Origin of the sequence: Ensifer sp. Root558 (assembly GCF_001427045.1) — a bacterium.
Lineage (GTDB): Bacteria > Pseudomonadota > Alphaproteobacteria > Rhizobiales > Rhizobiaceae > Ensifer > Ensifer adhaerens.
In genome coordinates this window covers 13532-28896 of sequence record NZ_LMGC01000010.1, presented here as the reverse complement: position 1 = coordinate 28896, position 15365 = coordinate 13532, and the positions used below count along the sequence as shown (strand labels likewise).

Annotated in this window: 16 protein-coding genes and 1 pseudogene; 8 read left to right on the top strand and 9 right to left on the bottom strand. The window is 59.6% G+C overall.

The annotated features are described in order from the left end of the window. Positions 1 to 70 precede the first annotated feature (70 nt). Positions 71 to 283, bottom strand: a complete 213-nt coding sequence (locus ASD63_RS12525) for a hypothetical protein (RefSeq protein WP_060529397.1) — start codon at positions 281 to 283, stop codon at positions 71 to 73. 93 nt (positions 284 to 376) lie between these two features. Further along, positions 377 to 574 carry a hypothetical protein gene (locus ASD63_RS12520; RefSeq protein WP_060529396.1) on the bottom strand — a complete coding sequence of 66 codons (198 nt, stop codon included), beginning with the start codon at positions 572 to 574 and terminating at the stop codon, positions 377 to 379. 507 nt (positions 575 to 1081) lie between these two features. Here ASD63_RS12520 and ASD63_RS12515 point away from each other — a divergent pair. Then, positions 1082 to 2275 carry a polysaccharide biosynthesis/export family protein gene (locus ASD63_RS12515; protein ID WP_051659411.1) on the top strand — a complete coding sequence of 398 codons (1194 nt, stop codon included), beginning with the start codon at positions 1082 to 1084 and terminating at the stop codon, positions 2273 to 2275. A gap of 514 nt (positions 2276 to 2789) precedes the next feature. Here ASD63_RS12515 and ASD63_RS36615 read toward each other — a convergent pair. Together ASD63_RS36615 and ASD63_RS12510 are read right to left on the bottom strand one after the other, a co-directional pair. Beyond that, positions 2790 to 2912 (bottom strand): hypothetical protein, encoded by a 123-nt coding sequence (locus ASD63_RS36615; protein ID WP_255381107.1) that lies wholly within the window; start codon positions 2910 to 2912, stop codon positions 2790 to 2792. Positions 2913 to 3230: 318 nt separating this feature from the next. Next, positions 3231 to 3617, bottom strand: a complete 387-nt coding sequence (locus ASD63_RS12510) for a type II toxin-antitoxin system HicB family antitoxin (protein WP_060529395.1) — start codon at positions 3615 to 3617, stop codon at positions 3231 to 3233. 374 nt (positions 3618 to 3991) lie between these two features. Here ASD63_RS12510 and ASD63_RS12505 point away from each other — a divergent pair, with 374 nt between their 5' ends. The 3 genes and pseudogenes from ASD63_RS12505 to ASD63_RS36760 all read left to right on the top strand — a co-directional run. After that, the gene (locus ASD63_RS12505; RefSeq protein ID WP_082572874.1) at positions 3992 to 4852 is read left to right on the top strand and encodes a FecR domain-containing protein; all 861 of its coding nucleotides are present in this window, start codon (positions 3992 to 3994) and stop codon (positions 4850 to 4852) included. Positions 4853 to 6242: 1390 nt separating this feature from the next. After that, the gene (locus ASD63_RS36115; protein ID WP_244497237.1) at positions 6243 to 6566 is read left to right on the top strand and encodes a hypothetical protein; all 324 of its coding nucleotides are present in this window, start codon (positions 6243 to 6245) and stop codon (positions 6564 to 6566) included. A gap of 77 nt (positions 6567 to 6643) precedes the next feature. Beyond that, positions 6644 to 6970, top strand: a pseudogene (locus ASD63_RS36760) (glycoside hydrolase family 19 protein); the annotation flags it as partial. Positions 6971 to 7093: 123 nt separating this feature from the next. Here the strand turns inward: ASD63_RS36760 and ASD63_RS12490 are convergent. Beyond that, positions 7094 to 7504, bottom strand: a complete 411-nt coding sequence (locus ASD63_RS12490; RefSeq protein ID WP_034800266.1) for a 4-oxalocrotonate tautomerase family protein — start codon at positions 7502 to 7504, stop codon at positions 7094 to 7096. Positions 7505 to 7613: 109 nt separating this feature from the next. On the opposite strand from ASD63_RS12490, the gene ASD63_RS12485 reads away from it, so the two are divergent. Next, a complete protein-coding gene (locus ASD63_RS12485) occupies positions 7614 to 8477 on the top strand; it encodes a LysR substrate-binding domain-containing protein (RefSeq protein WP_034800263.1) in 864 nt (287 codons plus the stop codon). Positions 8478 to 8591: 114 nt separating this feature from the next. Here the strand turns inward: ASD63_RS12485 and ASD63_RS12480 are convergent, their stop codons facing one another. Then, the gene (locus tag ASD63_RS12480) at positions 8592 to 9341 is read right to left on the bottom strand and encodes an SDR family oxidoreductase (protein WP_034800261.1); all 750 of its coding nucleotides are present in this window, start codon (positions 9339 to 9341) and stop codon (positions 8592 to 8594) included. A 349-nt stretch (positions 9342 to 9690) separates the two neighbouring features. Between ASD63_RS12480 and ASD63_RS12475 the strand changes: the two genes are divergently transcribed. Then, a complete protein-coding gene (locus ASD63_RS12475) occupies positions 9691 to 10155 on the top strand; it encodes a hypothetical protein (protein ID WP_034800258.1) in 465 nt (154 codons plus the stop codon). 344 nt (positions 10156 to 10499) lie between these two features. After that, positions 10500 to 10742: a hypothetical protein gene (locus tag ASD63_RS36110; RefSeq protein ID WP_034800256.1), complete on the top strand. Its 243-nt coding sequence runs from the start codon at positions 10500 to 10502 to the stop codon at positions 10740 to 10742. A 71-nt stretch (positions 10743 to 10813) separates the two neighbouring features. Here ASD63_RS36110 and ASD63_RS12465 read toward each other — a convergent pair whose 3' ends face one another. The 3 genes from ASD63_RS12465 to ASD63_RS12455 all read right to left on the bottom strand — a co-directional run bounded on the left by ASD63_RS12465 (position 10814) and on the right by ASD63_RS12455 (position 13103). Further along, positions 10814 to 11593, bottom strand: a complete 780-nt coding sequence (locus tag ASD63_RS12465) for an ABC transporter substrate-binding protein (protein ID WP_034800254.1) — start codon at positions 11591 to 11593, stop codon at positions 10814 to 10816. Positions 11594 to 11720: 127 nt separating this feature from the next. Further along, positions 11721 to 12116: a VOC family protein gene (locus ASD63_RS12460; protein ID WP_034800251.1), complete on the bottom strand. Its 396-nt coding sequence runs from the start codon at positions 12114 to 12116 to the stop codon at positions 11721 to 11723. Positions 12117 to 12194: 78 nt separating this feature from the next. Then, entirely contained in the window at positions 12195 to 13103 is a 909-nt protein-coding gene (locus tag ASD63_RS12455) for a DMT family transporter (RefSeq protein ID WP_060529440.1), read from the bottom strand. Positions 13104 to 13559: 456 nt separating this feature from the next. Here ASD63_RS12455 and ASD63_RS12450 point away from each other — a divergent pair, with 456 nt between their 5' ends. Beyond that, positions 13560 to 14660 carry a DUF475 domain-containing protein gene (locus ASD63_RS12450; protein ID WP_034800249.1) on the top strand — a complete coding sequence of 367 codons (1101 nt, stop codon included), beginning with the start codon at positions 13560 to 13562 and terminating at the stop codon, positions 14658 to 14660. Positions 14661 to 15365: the final 705 nt, after the last annotated feature.

The following is a 15365-nucleotide window of genomic DNA, read 5'->3' as shown; positions in this document are numbered from 1 at the left end:
AGCCCATCACCATCCTCCAGCCGGCGTCACGCCTCGTCTGGATGGTAGCGCACATCGTCGAACAAACCCTTCACATCCCATCATCAAACTCCGATACCTCTCCCTGCGCCAGGAGCTGCGCGAGGGCCGACAGCAATGCCTCCGCGCTGTACCGGTCCAGCAGCACCTCGATCGTCGTATCCGTCGAAGTTGATAGCTCGAAGACCCCCAGAAGGGGATCGAGGGACGCGACAGAATAGTTGCCCAGAAATTCGGCTCTGATCGTTGTCCCGCCAAGCCCCATGGATGCCCTCCTGCCGGCTATTTATCAAAGTATAAGATAAAGCTAAAATAAGTTATTTTGCCTGACCGGGAAAGCGGCATACCCAAACCAAAGTCAGGAGAAAAGCGACGAGAGAAGTCGATCGACTTTTTCTTCAATTGCCTGGCAATCGTGTTCTTTATTTTCAATCACTGCCGCGCCGTAGTTTTCGATCAGGCTGGTAAGGGCGAGGAATTCACTCTCCGCGAGCTTCTTTCGATGATGAGGGAGCCGCATCATCAGGCGGGCGCGTCCGATCCGTTCGAAATCCACCGGCAGGTCCTCAGTTTTTCCGGGCGATTGGCGATCGCAATGGTTAGAGCACGGCGAAAGGGCCCTTGCACTTCAATTTTTCTTCAACACTGGATGAACCAGGAAGACCCGATGCGTCGTCACCGCTCAGGAGGTTGGCGACAGCTGGACAAGTATGGCAGCAAAGTCGGCATGGACCGGGAGACACTTCTCAGCGCCCGGCCTTTGCAGGCGATGATCGGCGGAGAGCAGAGGGTTCCGGCGGTAGGTCGTTACCGAAGCGTCGTCAGGTGGCGTGCGTTCGCCGCCGCCTCGATCGCTTGGAAGCTAGAACAACCGAGCACTGAACGGCGCCAGCGCGACGGCCGTTCCATATCGCGCGGTCATCATGCGGCGCCCGCGTGCACTCAATTTGCCAGATCAGTAATGAAAATGCTTGAAACCGCGTCGGTCTTTGGCGCATCAATGCCGCGTCTGCGAAGTCGAACGCTCAACCGGGAAGCCCCGCCTTCTAAAGGGAAAGTTAGCTTGAAGTGCATTCTTGTTGCCCTGTTTCTCGTTTCAGCACTTACATCCTGTCAGGACGTGGTTCCTGGAGCGGGGCCGCTAACTGATGCTATCCTTTCAGACGCCGGCAAGTCACCTGAAGAGCTCCACCGCAATGACGCGACGGTCTATGAGGTCGTTGACGTCGATAATCGATCGGCCAGCCTAATTTCAGCCTATTCAAAGACGACGCTCTCAAAGCGCCTAGGTATGGGTGGAAGGCCGGAAAGCGCGACTGTCGGGATAGGCGACCGCCTCGTGGTCTCGATATTTGAAGCTGGGGCCGATGGCCTGTTCTCAACCTCTAAGTCGAAAGCCGCTAAGATATCTGTGGTCGTTCAACCGGATGGGAAAGCCGCAATCCCCTACGTCGGCGAGGTCAGGTTTGCGGGACTGACCCTTGAACAAGCGAGACGAGCGATCGTTGAGGCGCTCAAAGGCAAGGCCGTCGAGCCTGACGTCATTGTCACTTCGCTGGACACCGCATCGCGCAACGTCACGGTCACCGGCGCGGTCAACGCTGCTTCTGTCGTTCCGCTCAGCCTGGCAGGCGAGAAGCTCACTGACGTAATCACGAAAGCGGGAGGTGTACGCGGTGAGACCTATGACACATTTGTCACTGTAACCCGAGGGAACAAATCTGGCACCGTCTTGATGAGCGCGCTCATCGACAATCCTACAGAAAACATCTGGGTTCAATCCGGTGACGAGATAACCCTGGTTCGCGACCCTCGGCAGTTTACGGTTCTGGGCGCTGTTAAATCCAACAAGCGGCAGGCCTTTGGCTCTCGAGATCTCAGTCTCATTGAGGCGCTCGGCATGAGCAGGGGCGGTAACGATCTCGCGACAGACGCCGAAGGGGTCTTCGTATTCAGATATGAAGAAGCAGAGATAGCAGCATCCTTGCTCGGTAGATCTCGATATGAAGCGATGCTTAAGAAGGGAATGCGGCCCGACAGCCATGGGAGAGTGCCGCTTGTCTACCGCTTAGACATGAGCCGTCCAGACAGCCTGTTGGTCGGACAAACGTTCCCGGTCAACAACCGCGACATCATCTATGTGTCGCGCCACTTGACGACGGACATCTCAAAGTTCTTTGGTATCGTCGGTCAGCCGCTGCGAGTGGCGAATACCGGCGCAATCGCCATGCACCGTGCCGCGGATCTCGGCAACTAACAGTCCAAGCGGCCCTCGTCTGGCGCGCAATTGCAATCGATTTGGTTGCGTTCTGCGAGGGAATGGCGCTGATTTTAGACGTCTGCAGAAATTGAATGCTCGGGCAGAAGGCCGCGGATTACCTTGTGGGAATCCGGGGCCTTTTCTCCTCTTACGCGCCCGGATCGCACTAACTACTTCGCTGCTTTCGCAACAAAATTCGACTTTCGAACAGCGTTGGCGGTCCAGGGAAATAGCCTGGCCAATCATCATGGTCGGATGGCGTTCCCCCCGCGCGAGGTGACGAGTTGCAAGGCTCCATGCCTCTCTTGCTATTTCGTGGGGACCCGTGATTCACCTCGATTGATCACCAGCACGAGGGGCGTTCCATATCGCGCAATCTCCATGCGGCGCCCGCGCCCGCCACTCCAGACGTAGCCCATCACGTTCCCCTAGCCGGCATCATGCCATGCCGGGGTAGTGGCTCGTTTTTCCTAGCGAAGAGGTAAATTTGAGCGGGATGCACGCGCTGCTGCTACGCACCAAGCCAAATCGATAGGAACAGCATGGCGCCCTGAATGAGGAGGACGGCCAGGAAGGCTGCCAAAACGATCAATCCAAGTTGCTGGTCGTATTTCCGTGTATCGCGCTGCTTCATGAAAAATCTCACGCTCGCTGGCGGTTGTGGCCAGGGCGTTTGAGATACGCGATCACATCGGGGGTTTCGAGAGGCTGTGGCCAAATGCCACGGCCCTGCCGCTCGTCGCAGAGCGATGCCTCTCGCCTCACGCTGCATTGATCTTGGCCCGCAATTGAGCGGGGTCTTCTATTCTAAACAAAAAGGATCATCACATGGTTTGGGAATTCTTTCGCGTGGCCTCAAAGCCGCTTGGCAGATATGGCTCTACCCGAATTGGGTCGATATGGCTTGAGGTTGGCAAAGAAGAACGCGAGGGGCGCCTCGAGTTTTATGACCTCACGCCGCCGCCAGTTCCATTTCTCGTTTGGCGGCTTTTGCCGGGAACCAAGATCGGGTCAGTCCGTGAGCCTCAGCGAAGGGGTCGATATGCCCTTTACGCGGACCAATTTTTTTCGCCTCAGCCTTATGCACAACTAGTATCGCAACTCCCTCTATATTTCCGGGATCGGCCATCACGGCATCTAAAGATGAAGGTTCGGGAGTAGCCTCCTCATCAGCGACTAGGCCGTTGATATGCAGCGCCAAGGCTTCCTCAGCCATGGCGCGCGCATTTTCCAAGCTGGTGCCTGCTGTTACAGCACCTAGAAAGTCAGAAAAGGACGCACCGAATTCGCTGTCGGCGTTGGTTACGTCTGCTGCGAGTGATCGTCGGCTACACCCCATAGGGTTACGCGATGGTGTCTCTTACCTCAATTTCGCTAGAAGACGTAAATCTTTGAAATATGATAACAATAACGCGTTGGAGGCGTACCATGTTCTGCTTGCGTGGTGCCGCGCTTGGGCTTTGTGCCGTGGTCCTTGGTCCGATGTCCCTTTTTGCCGCCGAACCAGTCGGCAAGGCAGTGGAGATCCGGACAGCGGTCAACGGTGCGCGGGGTGCGATTGCGGTCAGAGACCCTGTCTACAAGAACGAACGGATATCGACATCNCCGATGTTTTCCGTCAAAAACCGTCGCCCCCCAAACGGCGTTGCGCACGGCTGCACTCTGGCTTTGCTTGTCAACAAGGCGACCCACGGCCAGCGCCTGCTGCGCACCATGATGATGTTTCCGATGATAGTGGAGATCCGGACAGCGGTCAACGGTGCGCGGGGTGCGATTGCGGTCAGAGACCCTGTCTACAAGAACGAACGGATATCGACATCGAAGTCCGGGCTCGGGCAGTTTGTCTTCGAGGATGGCACCAAGCTTGCCGTCGGCTGGGGGTCTTCCGTCGTCATCGACAAGTTCGTCTATGACGACAAGAAGTCAGTGAAGAAGCTGACCATCATGGCCGCCAAGGGCACGTTCCGCTGGATCAGCGGCAAATCCGGCAATTCCGCCTATGAAATCGTCACGCCGGCCGGCACCATCGGGGTGCGGGGCACCGCCTTCGACTTCTTTGTCGGCCCGGATGGCACCACCGCGGTGGTGCTGCTCAGCGGCGCGGCGGATTTCTGCGGTCCAGGCGGCTGCCGGCAGCTGACGCAGCGCTGCGATTGCGTCGTCGCCAAGCCCGGCCGCCGAGCCACCGAACCGAAACGGGTCAGCCGCACGACGTTGAAATCCCTGGGCAATGCCCAGGCGCTGCCGTTCCTCTCCGGAGGTCAGAGATTATCTGGTGCGCTGGGTTGGGCCGGGGGCGGCTGCGGATTAAGGGCGGCCAAGTTCGATGACACCGACCGCTCCAACCCTGTGCGATCGGCCCCCGCCGTCCAGGAAAAGCCTCGCGAGGAAAAACCGCGTGAGGAAAAGCCACCAAGGGAAGAAAAGCCTGGCGATCCGGGCCCACGGCCAGAGAAGCCCAGCGATCCCGGACCTCGGCCTGAAACCCCCCGTGACCCAGGACCGCGAAACGGCGATGGCGGCGACAAGCCGAGCCGAGATAAGGGAACGCAACAGCGCGAAAGCCACGATTGAGAGCATTGTCTGGATGCTTTTAGGCATCTTGGCAGCCATATCGGTCTTGGCCGGCATTCTGAAAAACAAAGGCGTGGTGTCAGGCCGAACAGCCTCCATGCTTATCTGTGGCTTGAACCCGACTGCGTGCCTCGGCTGACGGATGTACCGTATCCCGAACTGCGACGCGCCTTATTCTTCAAGGCGAACATTTTTGTGCTTGCCACATTGTCGACGGGGATCGTGCCGCAGCAACGATGGGCCTTCTCGGCGTTCCAGCGGTTCGTCATTGCGACGTTCGGAGTTTTTCGTCCTCTCCGACAGGTTTGTTGGTTGCGGTTAGAATGATTACTCGACCACAGATGGAGGCCGGCTGGGCAAGCGCGACCACCCAATGACCGCTGTCTAGGCGTAGGGTGGTCGCCACCAGGCCTTATTGAGCAGGCGTCGTAGTTGAAGGTTGCGTCGTGGACGGCTGAGTAGTTGACGGTGCCGTTGTCGACGGCTCCGTAGTGGACGGAGTGGTCGTCGAAGGTTGGGTCGTTGACGGCTCAGCGGTTGCCGGTGCTGTCGTCGACGGGGTCGTTGTTGAAGGCTGGGTAGTCGCCGGCTCAGTTGTCGATGGCGTGGCCGTCGACGGTTGAGATGTCGTCGGCTCAGTCGTCGTTGCTGGCGGCGTTGCAGTTTCCGTAGGCGCTTCCTTCTTTGGCATTAGAACAACGACCAGGGTGATCACCACCACGGCGAGAATAATTCCGAGGACGGTATTTCGGCTCATGATTCACTCCTCTTGGATGCATCTGACTCGTGGATTGTATCACGACAACCAAAACCGGAGATGAACAGGCCAACTCGGGCACCGCCTGTGCGCAGGTTGATGCACGAAAGCGGCGACTTCAGGTACGATTGCGAGATCTGGGGCCGGGCCCCGGCGCAGCAGTGCTACGATACGCGAACCGAATTTGGCAACACGAGGAGAAGGACGGCGACGACTACCTCTACCGTGGACGAACCGGCACGCAGTTGACGGGCAAGGACAACGATCGCCAGTTCCGCGGTTTGGTGTCGCGCCGCCTTCGTCACAGATTTGGATGCGGTCAACGCTGACCTTTGGGAAGGCCTTGTCCCTTGTTCTATTGGGACACCCGCGGGCTGAACCGGTGGGCCGATGAGGGCGACGGCGAGACCATCACGAAGGAGATCAATGGCGGCTAAAACGGCCCGGCTGACCGCTGCGACCGCCGGGCGCGGATCTCGCTCGTTCTCGCGGCTATCGCGCCGACAGCATCCGACAGTGCCAGGCTGACCAACGACCCGACGTCGACGGTGACGTCGGCCCGAAGACGCGATCCAACATTCACAAAGCTCTCGTCGCGCTCACGCCTGCGTGGCTGCAGGGCCAGAGGTCAAGGTGGTACCGGTTGCCGAGGAGATTCCCGTTTTTGTGATGCCTCTCAGTCTCGATGCACCGTGGTGGAAGTCGAAAGAGGTTAGCGTCCCGGTCATCAGCGGCGGCGGCGCTTTGATCCTGACGGCGATCGGAGGCATCCCTTGGCAGAACCTGCTGATCATCATCATCATCGGACCCGTGGGCCTCGCAAGGCTTCCTCTTCTGCCGGAAGAACGCCGACCTGAAGTTTTTGGCGAAGCAGGTCGAGGGGATAGCTTGATATCCAGCCGTGTTTCTTTGGCCGCTGGCGCTGCGGCCGGTGGCCCTGTCGTCTCCGCCATATAGGCGATCAATGCCGTCTGGCTGGTGCTTCGCGTTGGCATCGGCGCCGACGAGTCTTTCTGTCGGACCGCTCGGGTTTCAACCGGTGGGCCGCCGAGGGCGATGCAGAGACCTTCACGATCAACGGCGGAAGGAACCGCCTGCCGATCGCTTCGATCAGTTGGCTCGGATCTCGCTCGTCCTTCTAGGCAAGCGCGCCGATAACGTCCTGCAGTTCCAAGTGGATCGAGCTCGATGTGACGTGGTTCCGAAGACTTGACCGGATATGCGTGAGGCGCTCGTCGCGCTCATCTCCCGGCGAGGCGGCAAGGCCTGAAGTCAAGGTGCCGCCAGCGGTCGAGGGCGAGCCCTCGGGCGTTTGGCTGCCTGGCCACGGCTTTTGCAACTATAAGATGCATCGGAGGTGAGCTGCGTCGTTTTCACTTGGCAATCGACAGGGATACTTGCCACACGCGCTGCCCGTTTCTTCGATTACTGCGTGGGAGATGCGCTTGCTATCATGAGCTTTGTCCTTGTGGTGACAAAGAGTTTCAATCGCCGGATTTCAGCCTACCGCTGATGTAGCGGAATTCCTGCGTCTTGCCGCCATAACCATAGGCGGCAGCCGCAACTTCGTGGACGAGAACGTAGCTCTCGTGGTGTACCCGTCCGAGCAATTGTTCAAAGCGCCCGAAGATGGCTTCGAGATAAGCAGCCATTTCCTGCTTGGTGTTGGTGCCGTCGACGACCTTGATGTCGAGCCAGAAGCTGTTTGCATCCTGTTCGGCAAGCGACTTTCCGCCAGCGAACCAGTGTTCCGGATCCGCATAGGTGACGACGATTGCCGTGATCGTCGGATCCTTGCGCAGGTGCGCTGCCGTCAATTCGCTGACCGAAGCGGCGATCCGTGACGAGAGTGCGGTGTCCGGCTTGCCGCTGACGGTGACGTTGATGATGGGCATTGGGTGGTTCCTTTCGGCTTCCTGTTTCGTGTGTGAGCCCAATCTGCCACGTCCCTATCTTCGGAAAAATCGAATTGTTTAATATCATAACTTCGACTAAATTGAAGTAATGCAAGCCTTCGATCCCGATCTGCTTCGTACCTTTCTTGCTTTCGCCGAGAGTGGCTCTCTTACGAATGCGGCTGCGGCCGTTGGGCGGACGCCTTCGGCTGTTACCGCCCAGATGCAGCGCCTGGAAACGATGATCGGCGAGCCACTTCTCGCGCCCTCAGGCCGGGGGCGAATTCTCACGCCGGCCGGGGAGGAATTGGTCGTTCATGCACGCCGGATTCTCGAAGTTCACCGGGATGCATGGCTGAGCCTCAAGGGTGCCAGCACCGACGGCCGTCTGGCGCTCGGCTGCACCCAGGATTTTGCCGACAGCAATCTGCCGGATCTCTTGCGCCGCTTCGGGCGCACCCACCCGCGTGTGCGGTTGGACTTGAGGGTCGGCCGATCCCGCGAACTGACTTCGGCCTACGATCAGGGGCTGATCGAAGTACTGATCGTCATGCGGGAGGGGCCGACGCCCGACGAACTTGCCATTCTGCGCGAACCGATGCTGTGGCTATCGTCATCGGATGCTCCGCCCACGGCTGACAGCGAGTTGCCGATCGCGGTGCTGGATCCGCCCTGCGGTTTTCGCGCGGCCGCGACGGCAGCCCTCGATGAGACGGGTCGTCGCTACCGCATCGCGGCGACAAGCCCCAGCCTTTCGGGTCTGCGCGCAGCCGTGCGAAGCGGGATTGCCGTTACCGCGCGCACGGCGCGGTTTCTCGGAGAGGGGATCGCGGTCGCACCCCAGGCACTTTCGCTCCCGGCATTGCCGAATGCGGAATTCAGTTTGCGATTGAAGGCCAAAGCCGACAAGCCGGCGTCGAGCCTCGCTACACTGCTTGCCGAAGGCTTGGCGGCCGGTTCCGAGCGGTGGTGAAGACGATCAACCGGAAAGACTGCGGCGCTGCCGCGTCGATCTACAGGCATTCCCAACAGCGCCAAGGCGAATTCCGAAAGCAGCCGCTGCACGGGAAAAGGTCTACGATGACGCTCACATCTGCGCGGTCATGCCACCGTCCACCGTCAAGGTTATGCCATTGACGAAGCTGGCGGCAGGCGAGGCCAGGAACACGGCGGCCGGTGCGATCTCCTCCGGTCGGCCCCAGCGTTTCAAGGGAATTCGGATGTCGACGAAGGCCTGCAGTGCGGGATCGGAGGCGAGTGCGGCATTGGTCTCGGTTGCAAACCAGCCGGGCGCAATCGCGTTGACCGTCAGCGTCGCCGATCCAAGTTCCACCGCCAATGAACGGGTGAGGGCATCGAGGCCGCCCTTTGCCGCGGTATAGGCGGGGTCGCCGGGCCGCGCGACGGAGGCGGCGATCGAGGTGACGAAGATCAGCCGGGCGCACGAGGATCGCCGGAAATAGAGAAGTGCTGCCCGCGCCATCGCATAGGCTGACGTCAGGTCCGTGTTGACGAGGGTGGCAAAGGCGGCAGGATCCATGACGTCGGTGCCGCGCCGGTCGCGCTCGCCGACGGCGTGAATGAGGATGTCGAGTTGGCCGGTCCTGCCGGCGGCGTCAGCGACGATCTTTTCCGCATTCGTCGAAACGTCGCCGGGAACGATGTCGAGTGCGGTGCCTTCCGAGGCAGCCTGGGTACGGGCCGTCTCGAGTGCGGCGGAACTGCGGCCGTTGATCGCGACGGCTGCTCCTGCCCGTGCGAGCGCCTTTGCCATTTCAAAGCCGAGACCACGGCTGCCACCCGTTACCAATGCCGTCATTCCGCTGAGGTCGAACATGTCGGTCTCCGATGCATTCCGCCGATTCCGGGCTGACGCTACACCAAATCCCGGCAGGAGAGCTTTAGCGCCTGTCATTGCAGCCGCCAATGGCGCAAGGGCACGGACCGCAGGGCCGTCCTGAAGCGGTTACCGTAAAGCGCTTGTTCCGCCCGGCCCGGCTGTCTAGTTCGTCGAATGCAATGGCGCCCGATCCGGGCGCACAGGAAGAGAGAGGGTGCAAGATGACAGTCTCCAACGCCGTGCGCCGCTCGGCAGAAGCCGGTCTGAAACGGGACGACCCTCTCGTCTCAACTCTTTCTTCTGGCGGCAGGGATGGGATATCCCGCCGCAACAGGATTGCATTTCCATGCTTCTACTCGAACAAGCGGCCTATCCGGCTGCTCAGTTCCTTCTGAAGGACTTTTCCTCCACGCACGTAGCCATCGCTGCCGTACTCGACGGCATCATAAAAGGTGAAGTCTGGGTCGATCGTCCCGTCGAACCGCGCGTCGCGCTGCTCGCCAATGGCGATGCCTATTATCTCGCGGGCCTGCCCGACGAGGCGGGCGATAGCTTTGCCGACCTGAAGGAACTGATCCCCGACTGGGCCTATTTCTTCGTCGAAGGCCGCTGGTCCGATCGTCTCGGCGATATCTGGTCCAATGGCTTCGCCCGGCCGCATCCGCTCGTCAGAATGGGTTTGCCGGGAGCAAGTCATGGTCTTGCTGCGACGATGTTGCCTGACGGCTTCCGTCTCGTGCCGATCGACCAGCGCCTGCTGGATCTGGAATCCGGCAATATCGAGACGGTAACCGATCTCATGGAAGGCTGAGCTTCTCCCGAACTCTTCGTGGAAAACGCCATCGGCTTCTGTGTGCTTCACGACGGATCCGTCGTCAGCCATTGCGCAACCGACAGCGTAAGCGGTGCCCGTTGCGTCGGGACCGAACCTGCCTATCGGCGCCTTGGGCTTGGCAAAGCGGCAGCGGCTGCGACGATTACCGAGTGCATCAAGCGCGGACGTCCCGATATCGAGTGGCATACGCACGCCTCGAACAAGGGATCGATCGCGATTGCCAGGAGCATTGGCCTCATCGAAAGCGACCGGCACCTTGCCTATAGCGGTAACCTACCGGCAGAGAACGTCGGCGATCTCGATCTCGACACTTGGCGGGAATGGCGCTGCACTTGGAGCGGGCAAGCGATCACATCAACTGGTATCGCTTTCACGCAACCGGAGCCTGGACGCTTGCCGGCGACCGCACCCGGGCGCTTGCCACTCTCGGCCAGCTTGTCGATGGCGGTTGGGATGGCGAGGCCGAGTGGCTCGAAGGCTACTGGGCCGTGCAATCGCTCGTCGACGATCCCGAATTCAAGGCGATCGTGGCAAGGCAGCGCGCGATAAGAGAAGAGGAATAAAAATAAGATCCTGCCGTGCCCGTAGGACGCGGCCGGATCTTAAATTGGGTTGTTCCGCCCGTCTTCACGCGTCACTTCATCGTATAGACGTCGATGGTGAAGTACTTGTCGTTAATCTTCTTGTAAGTGCCGTCGGCGCGGATTTCGTCCAGCGCCTTGTTCAGCCGTTCGCGCAGGTCGTTGTCCTCCTGGCGCACGGCAATGCCGACACCTTCGCCGACGAATTTCTTGTCGGTGATCGGCTCGCCGATCAGTTCGCAACACGCCTTTCCATCGGCGTTTTTCGTCACCCAGTCGAGCAGCGGCAGCATGTCGCCCACCTGAAGGTCGAGGCGACCGTTGACCATGTCGAGGTTCGCCTCATCCTGCGTCGGATAGAGCTTGATCTCCGCGTCGGGGTATGTGGCGGTGATGTATTCGGCCTGGGTGGTGCCTGACTGTGCGCCGATCACCTTGCCCTTGAGCGCCTCATTGGTGAACTCGGTAAAGCCTGCACCCTTCGGGGCCGCATGCGTCATGGCTGCGAGGTAGTAGGGATTGGTGAAGGCGACCTGCTTCTTGCGTTCCTCGGTGATGAACATCGAGGCGATGATCAGGTCGTATTTCTTGGCAATCAGACCCGGAATGATGCCGTCCCAGTCCTGGGCGACGACTTCGCATTCGACCTTCATGCGCTCGCAAAGTGCTAATCCGATGTCGACGTCGAAGCCGCCGATCTTGCCGGCCGGATCGATGAAGTTGAAGGGCGGATAGGCGCCCTCCGTGCCGATCTTGATCTTTTCGGCGGCCTGGGCCGAAACGGCCGTTGCCGCCATGATGGCGAGCACTGCTGCTGCAATCCGCTTCTTCATTCGCGTTCCCCTTGTTGTGCACCATTCTTGATGCTTCCGGGGAAGACTAAGTCGCGCTCGTCTATAAGCGAAATAGATAGGCGCGATAATCGGTATTGTTTTGGTTGATCTGCCTGGCAGCCAGGTCCTACTTGTAGCGACCGTGGCGCTGCAGCACTTCGACCTTGTAACCGTCGGGATCAACCACGAAGAAAAACCGGGCAAGCAGCGCGCCATCGCGGTTGAAGTCGACGATCTTGCCCGGATTGAGACCAGCGTCCGTCAGCCGCTGGTGCTCGGCGCTGAGGTCGTCGACCGACACCGCCAGATGACCATAGCCGTCACCGAGCGCATAGGGCTCGGTCCGATCTTTGTTGACCGTCAGCTCAAGCTCGAATTCGCTTTCCTCGTTGCTGAGATAGACCAGACTGAAGGTTTCGAACTCCAACCGTTCGGCGATTTCTAGCCCAAAGGCCACACGATAGAAATCGATCGATCGCTTCTCGTCGAGAACACGGATCATCGAATGGATCGCTTTGGCCATGGGCATCTCCTTCAAGCTTGGACCTCGGCGGCGTAGCAGAGTGTCGCCGATGATGGAACCCCGCCGAGTTGGTGGAGATTAGGCTTTTGCGCTCCGCTTCTTCAGCTGCTGTTCGCGGAAGAAGATGAAGAGGCCCGAGGCGACGATCAATGCCGCGCCGACGAGCACGGTCGGGCGCGGTGTGTCGCCGAAGAAGAACCAGCCGAAGACGACGGCCCAGAAGAGCAGCGTGTATTGCAGCGGGACGACGGTGGCGGCATCGGCGAGCTTCAGCGACCGATTGACGAGGATATGCGCAAGCATCGCGACGATGCCGAGCGCGCCGAGCTGCAATAGCGCTTCGCCATCGACCGGCGCCCAGCCGGAGGGATTGGCGGCAACGCCGACGAGCGAGAAGATGAGCGCGCCAACGATCTGCCAGAAGACCAGCGTCGTGTCAGGTGTGGAGCGGAGCGTGCGACCGAGCATGAGGGCAAATGCGAAGGCGGTGCTGCCGGCAAGCGCAATCAAGGCCGGAAGGCCGAGGCTTTCCTTGGAGGGCTCGAGCGCGATCAAGACGCCGGCAAAGCCGATGAGGATCGCCGTCCAGCGCCGCCAGCCAACCTTTTCGCCAAGCAGGAACGGCGAGGCCGCCGCCACATAGATCGGCGCCGCCAGCCAGTAGGTCATGGTATCGGCGAGCGGCATGTAGGCGACCGCGAAATAAAAGGCGGAAGCGTCGATGGCAAAGAGCAGCGAGCGAAGGGCCTGGAGGCCAGGGCGCTCGACCTGGAACATTGAGCGCAGGCCGCGCCTGAAAATGAAGGGCGACAGGAACAGAAGTGCCGCAACGCTTCGGATCACCATCAACTGGCTGACCGAGTAGGTCGCGACCAGCCACTTGCCCATGACGTCGTTCAGCGAAAACATCAGCATGCCGAGCAGCATGATGAGAACCCCGGTCCGGGCGGCGTTCGGGGCGGTTATGGGGGCGGAGATCACGGTCATGTCAGGGCCTTCAATAAGTTGCGCACGCCATGCCACATTCAGCGCGGCCGGTCCATTGCCGTCTGTGTATGGAACCATAAGTTTTGCGAATGAATCGGTGACGACGCTTGGTGCGGCGGCCGAACCAAGACAGGGCTTGGCAACAACCGTTTGGCGATCCACCATCAAAGCGAGTGGCCGCCCCCTTGACGTTCCGCCCGACACTGCTAATTAGTCAAGCGTGCCCGCCGTCCAGACATCGGATCGCGGGTCGAACACTGGTGCCGGGCCCCTCTGGCGAGAGTTTTTACGGCGCTCTCGTGATGTCGGTACCGCCAGCAAATTAGCCGGCGGATTAGCTCTCATGAAAACTGATCTCATGCCTCACGCATGTGCCCCTTCGGCCGTGCGCATTTCTGTTTTGAAACCTCATCTTTTCACCGAATCCGGCGTCGTCCGCGCGAAGGAGGCACGTCGATGAACCAGCCTCAATCGCATTCGAGCGCGCTCGGCTATTTCACCTGGGCCTTCATCGTCACGGTGGTCGGCCTTGTGCTCGGCGCCTGGCTCGGCTGGCAGTCGACCGGCACCATCGGTGGCATGGCCTCCGTCTTCTTCATCTGCACCGTGCTTGCGGTGCTTGAAATCTCGCTGTCGTTCGATAACGCCATCGTCAATGCCAACAAGCTCAAGGACATGACGCCCGAGTGGCAGCATCGCTTTTTGACCTGGGGCATCATCATCGCCGTCTTCGGCATGCGTATTGTCTTTCCGCTCCTGATCGTCGTCATCGCGGCGAAGATCGGCCCGATCGAAGCGATCGTTCTGGCGGCAAGCAAGCCTGAGGAATATGCGCGCATCATGAACGACGCGCATCTGCCGATAGCGGCCTTCGGCGGCACCTTCCTGATGATGGTGGGCCTGACCTACTTCTTCGACCATGAAAAGGACGTGCACTGGATCAAGTGGATCGAAACCAAGATGGCGCGCTTTGCGACCATCAAGGGTATCGAGATTGCGTTCGTTCTCGCCCTCATTCTCAGCTTTTCGACGCTGCTCGAACCGGCAGAGGTCCACACATTCGTGTATTCGGCGATCTACGGCCTCTTGACGTTCCTCGTGGTTGAGGTGGTCGGCGGTCTGCTTGATGCCTCGCAGCAGACCATGAATGCGGCGGCAAAGGGCGGTTTCGGCGCCTTCCTCTACCTCGAAGTTCTCGATGCCAGCTTCTCGTTTGACGGCGTCATCGGCGCCTTTGCGTTGACGCAGAACCTCTTCGTCATTGCGATTGGCCTCGGCATCGGCGCCATGTATGTGCGCTCGATGACGATCATGCTGGTTGAGAAGGGAACGCTCAACGAGTATCGCTACCTGGAGCACGGCGCGTTCTACGCGATCCTGGTCCTCTCGGTGGTCATGTACTTTCAGACGCTGGTCCACATTCCGGAAGTCATCACCGGCCTTGGAGGTGCTGCGCTCATCGGTATCTCGCTCTGGTCGTCCATTCGCCACAATAGGCGCGAACGCGAAATGGAAGAGGTGCAAACGCGGGATTCGCAGGAGCAACTGCGAGCCTGATCGGATCTCTTGACTTGATAATGAGCCCGGCGGGCATGTCCGCCGGGCCTATTCTTTATCGAGAGCAACTTCTCGAGGGGGATCGGTGGTTTTGCTTTGAAATGGCAAAATGACGGCGGGCACAGGACCAAGAAAAGCGTCATCCAACAAAAAGGCCGGGTTAAACCCGACCTTTCGTGATCGCACCATGCCGATGCCAGTACATCCGTGGTCAACGGCAAAGGGTACCTGTGCTCTCAATTCAGCCGTCGATCGCAATTTAAGCAAATCGGAAATCCTGATCGCCGTCCCAGTGATGCCGCCTAATCCTGCCGTCTCCCCACGAAGGCCATCTGAAGCGGTGCGCGGGTTCTACGCCTGGCCGGCCCAAGGTTAAATAAAAGCACCGTAGATCAATCTGCCGGATCGAGCCCGTACAAAGCGTGCTGTGTCCTTCCAAGGTCAGCCTTGCGGCGGCTTATTTCCCACGCCGGCTACCTTTGGCTGCCGCCGATGTCTCTTCCGTTGGCGAGGGCGCCGGCAACGGTAAGCTCCGTCTAAAACCCAGAGGCGGGATCATCAAGTGTGCTCATTCCCGCTTCCGAGATCACAAGTCCTAACCGCCCACCGATAGCCAGAAAAACCGCCCTGCGAACTGAGGTGTGTCCTCAGTCGCCGAGGATGAAGGCCCGTGTTCGATCGACCGACGCCAAGGAATGCGCGAAG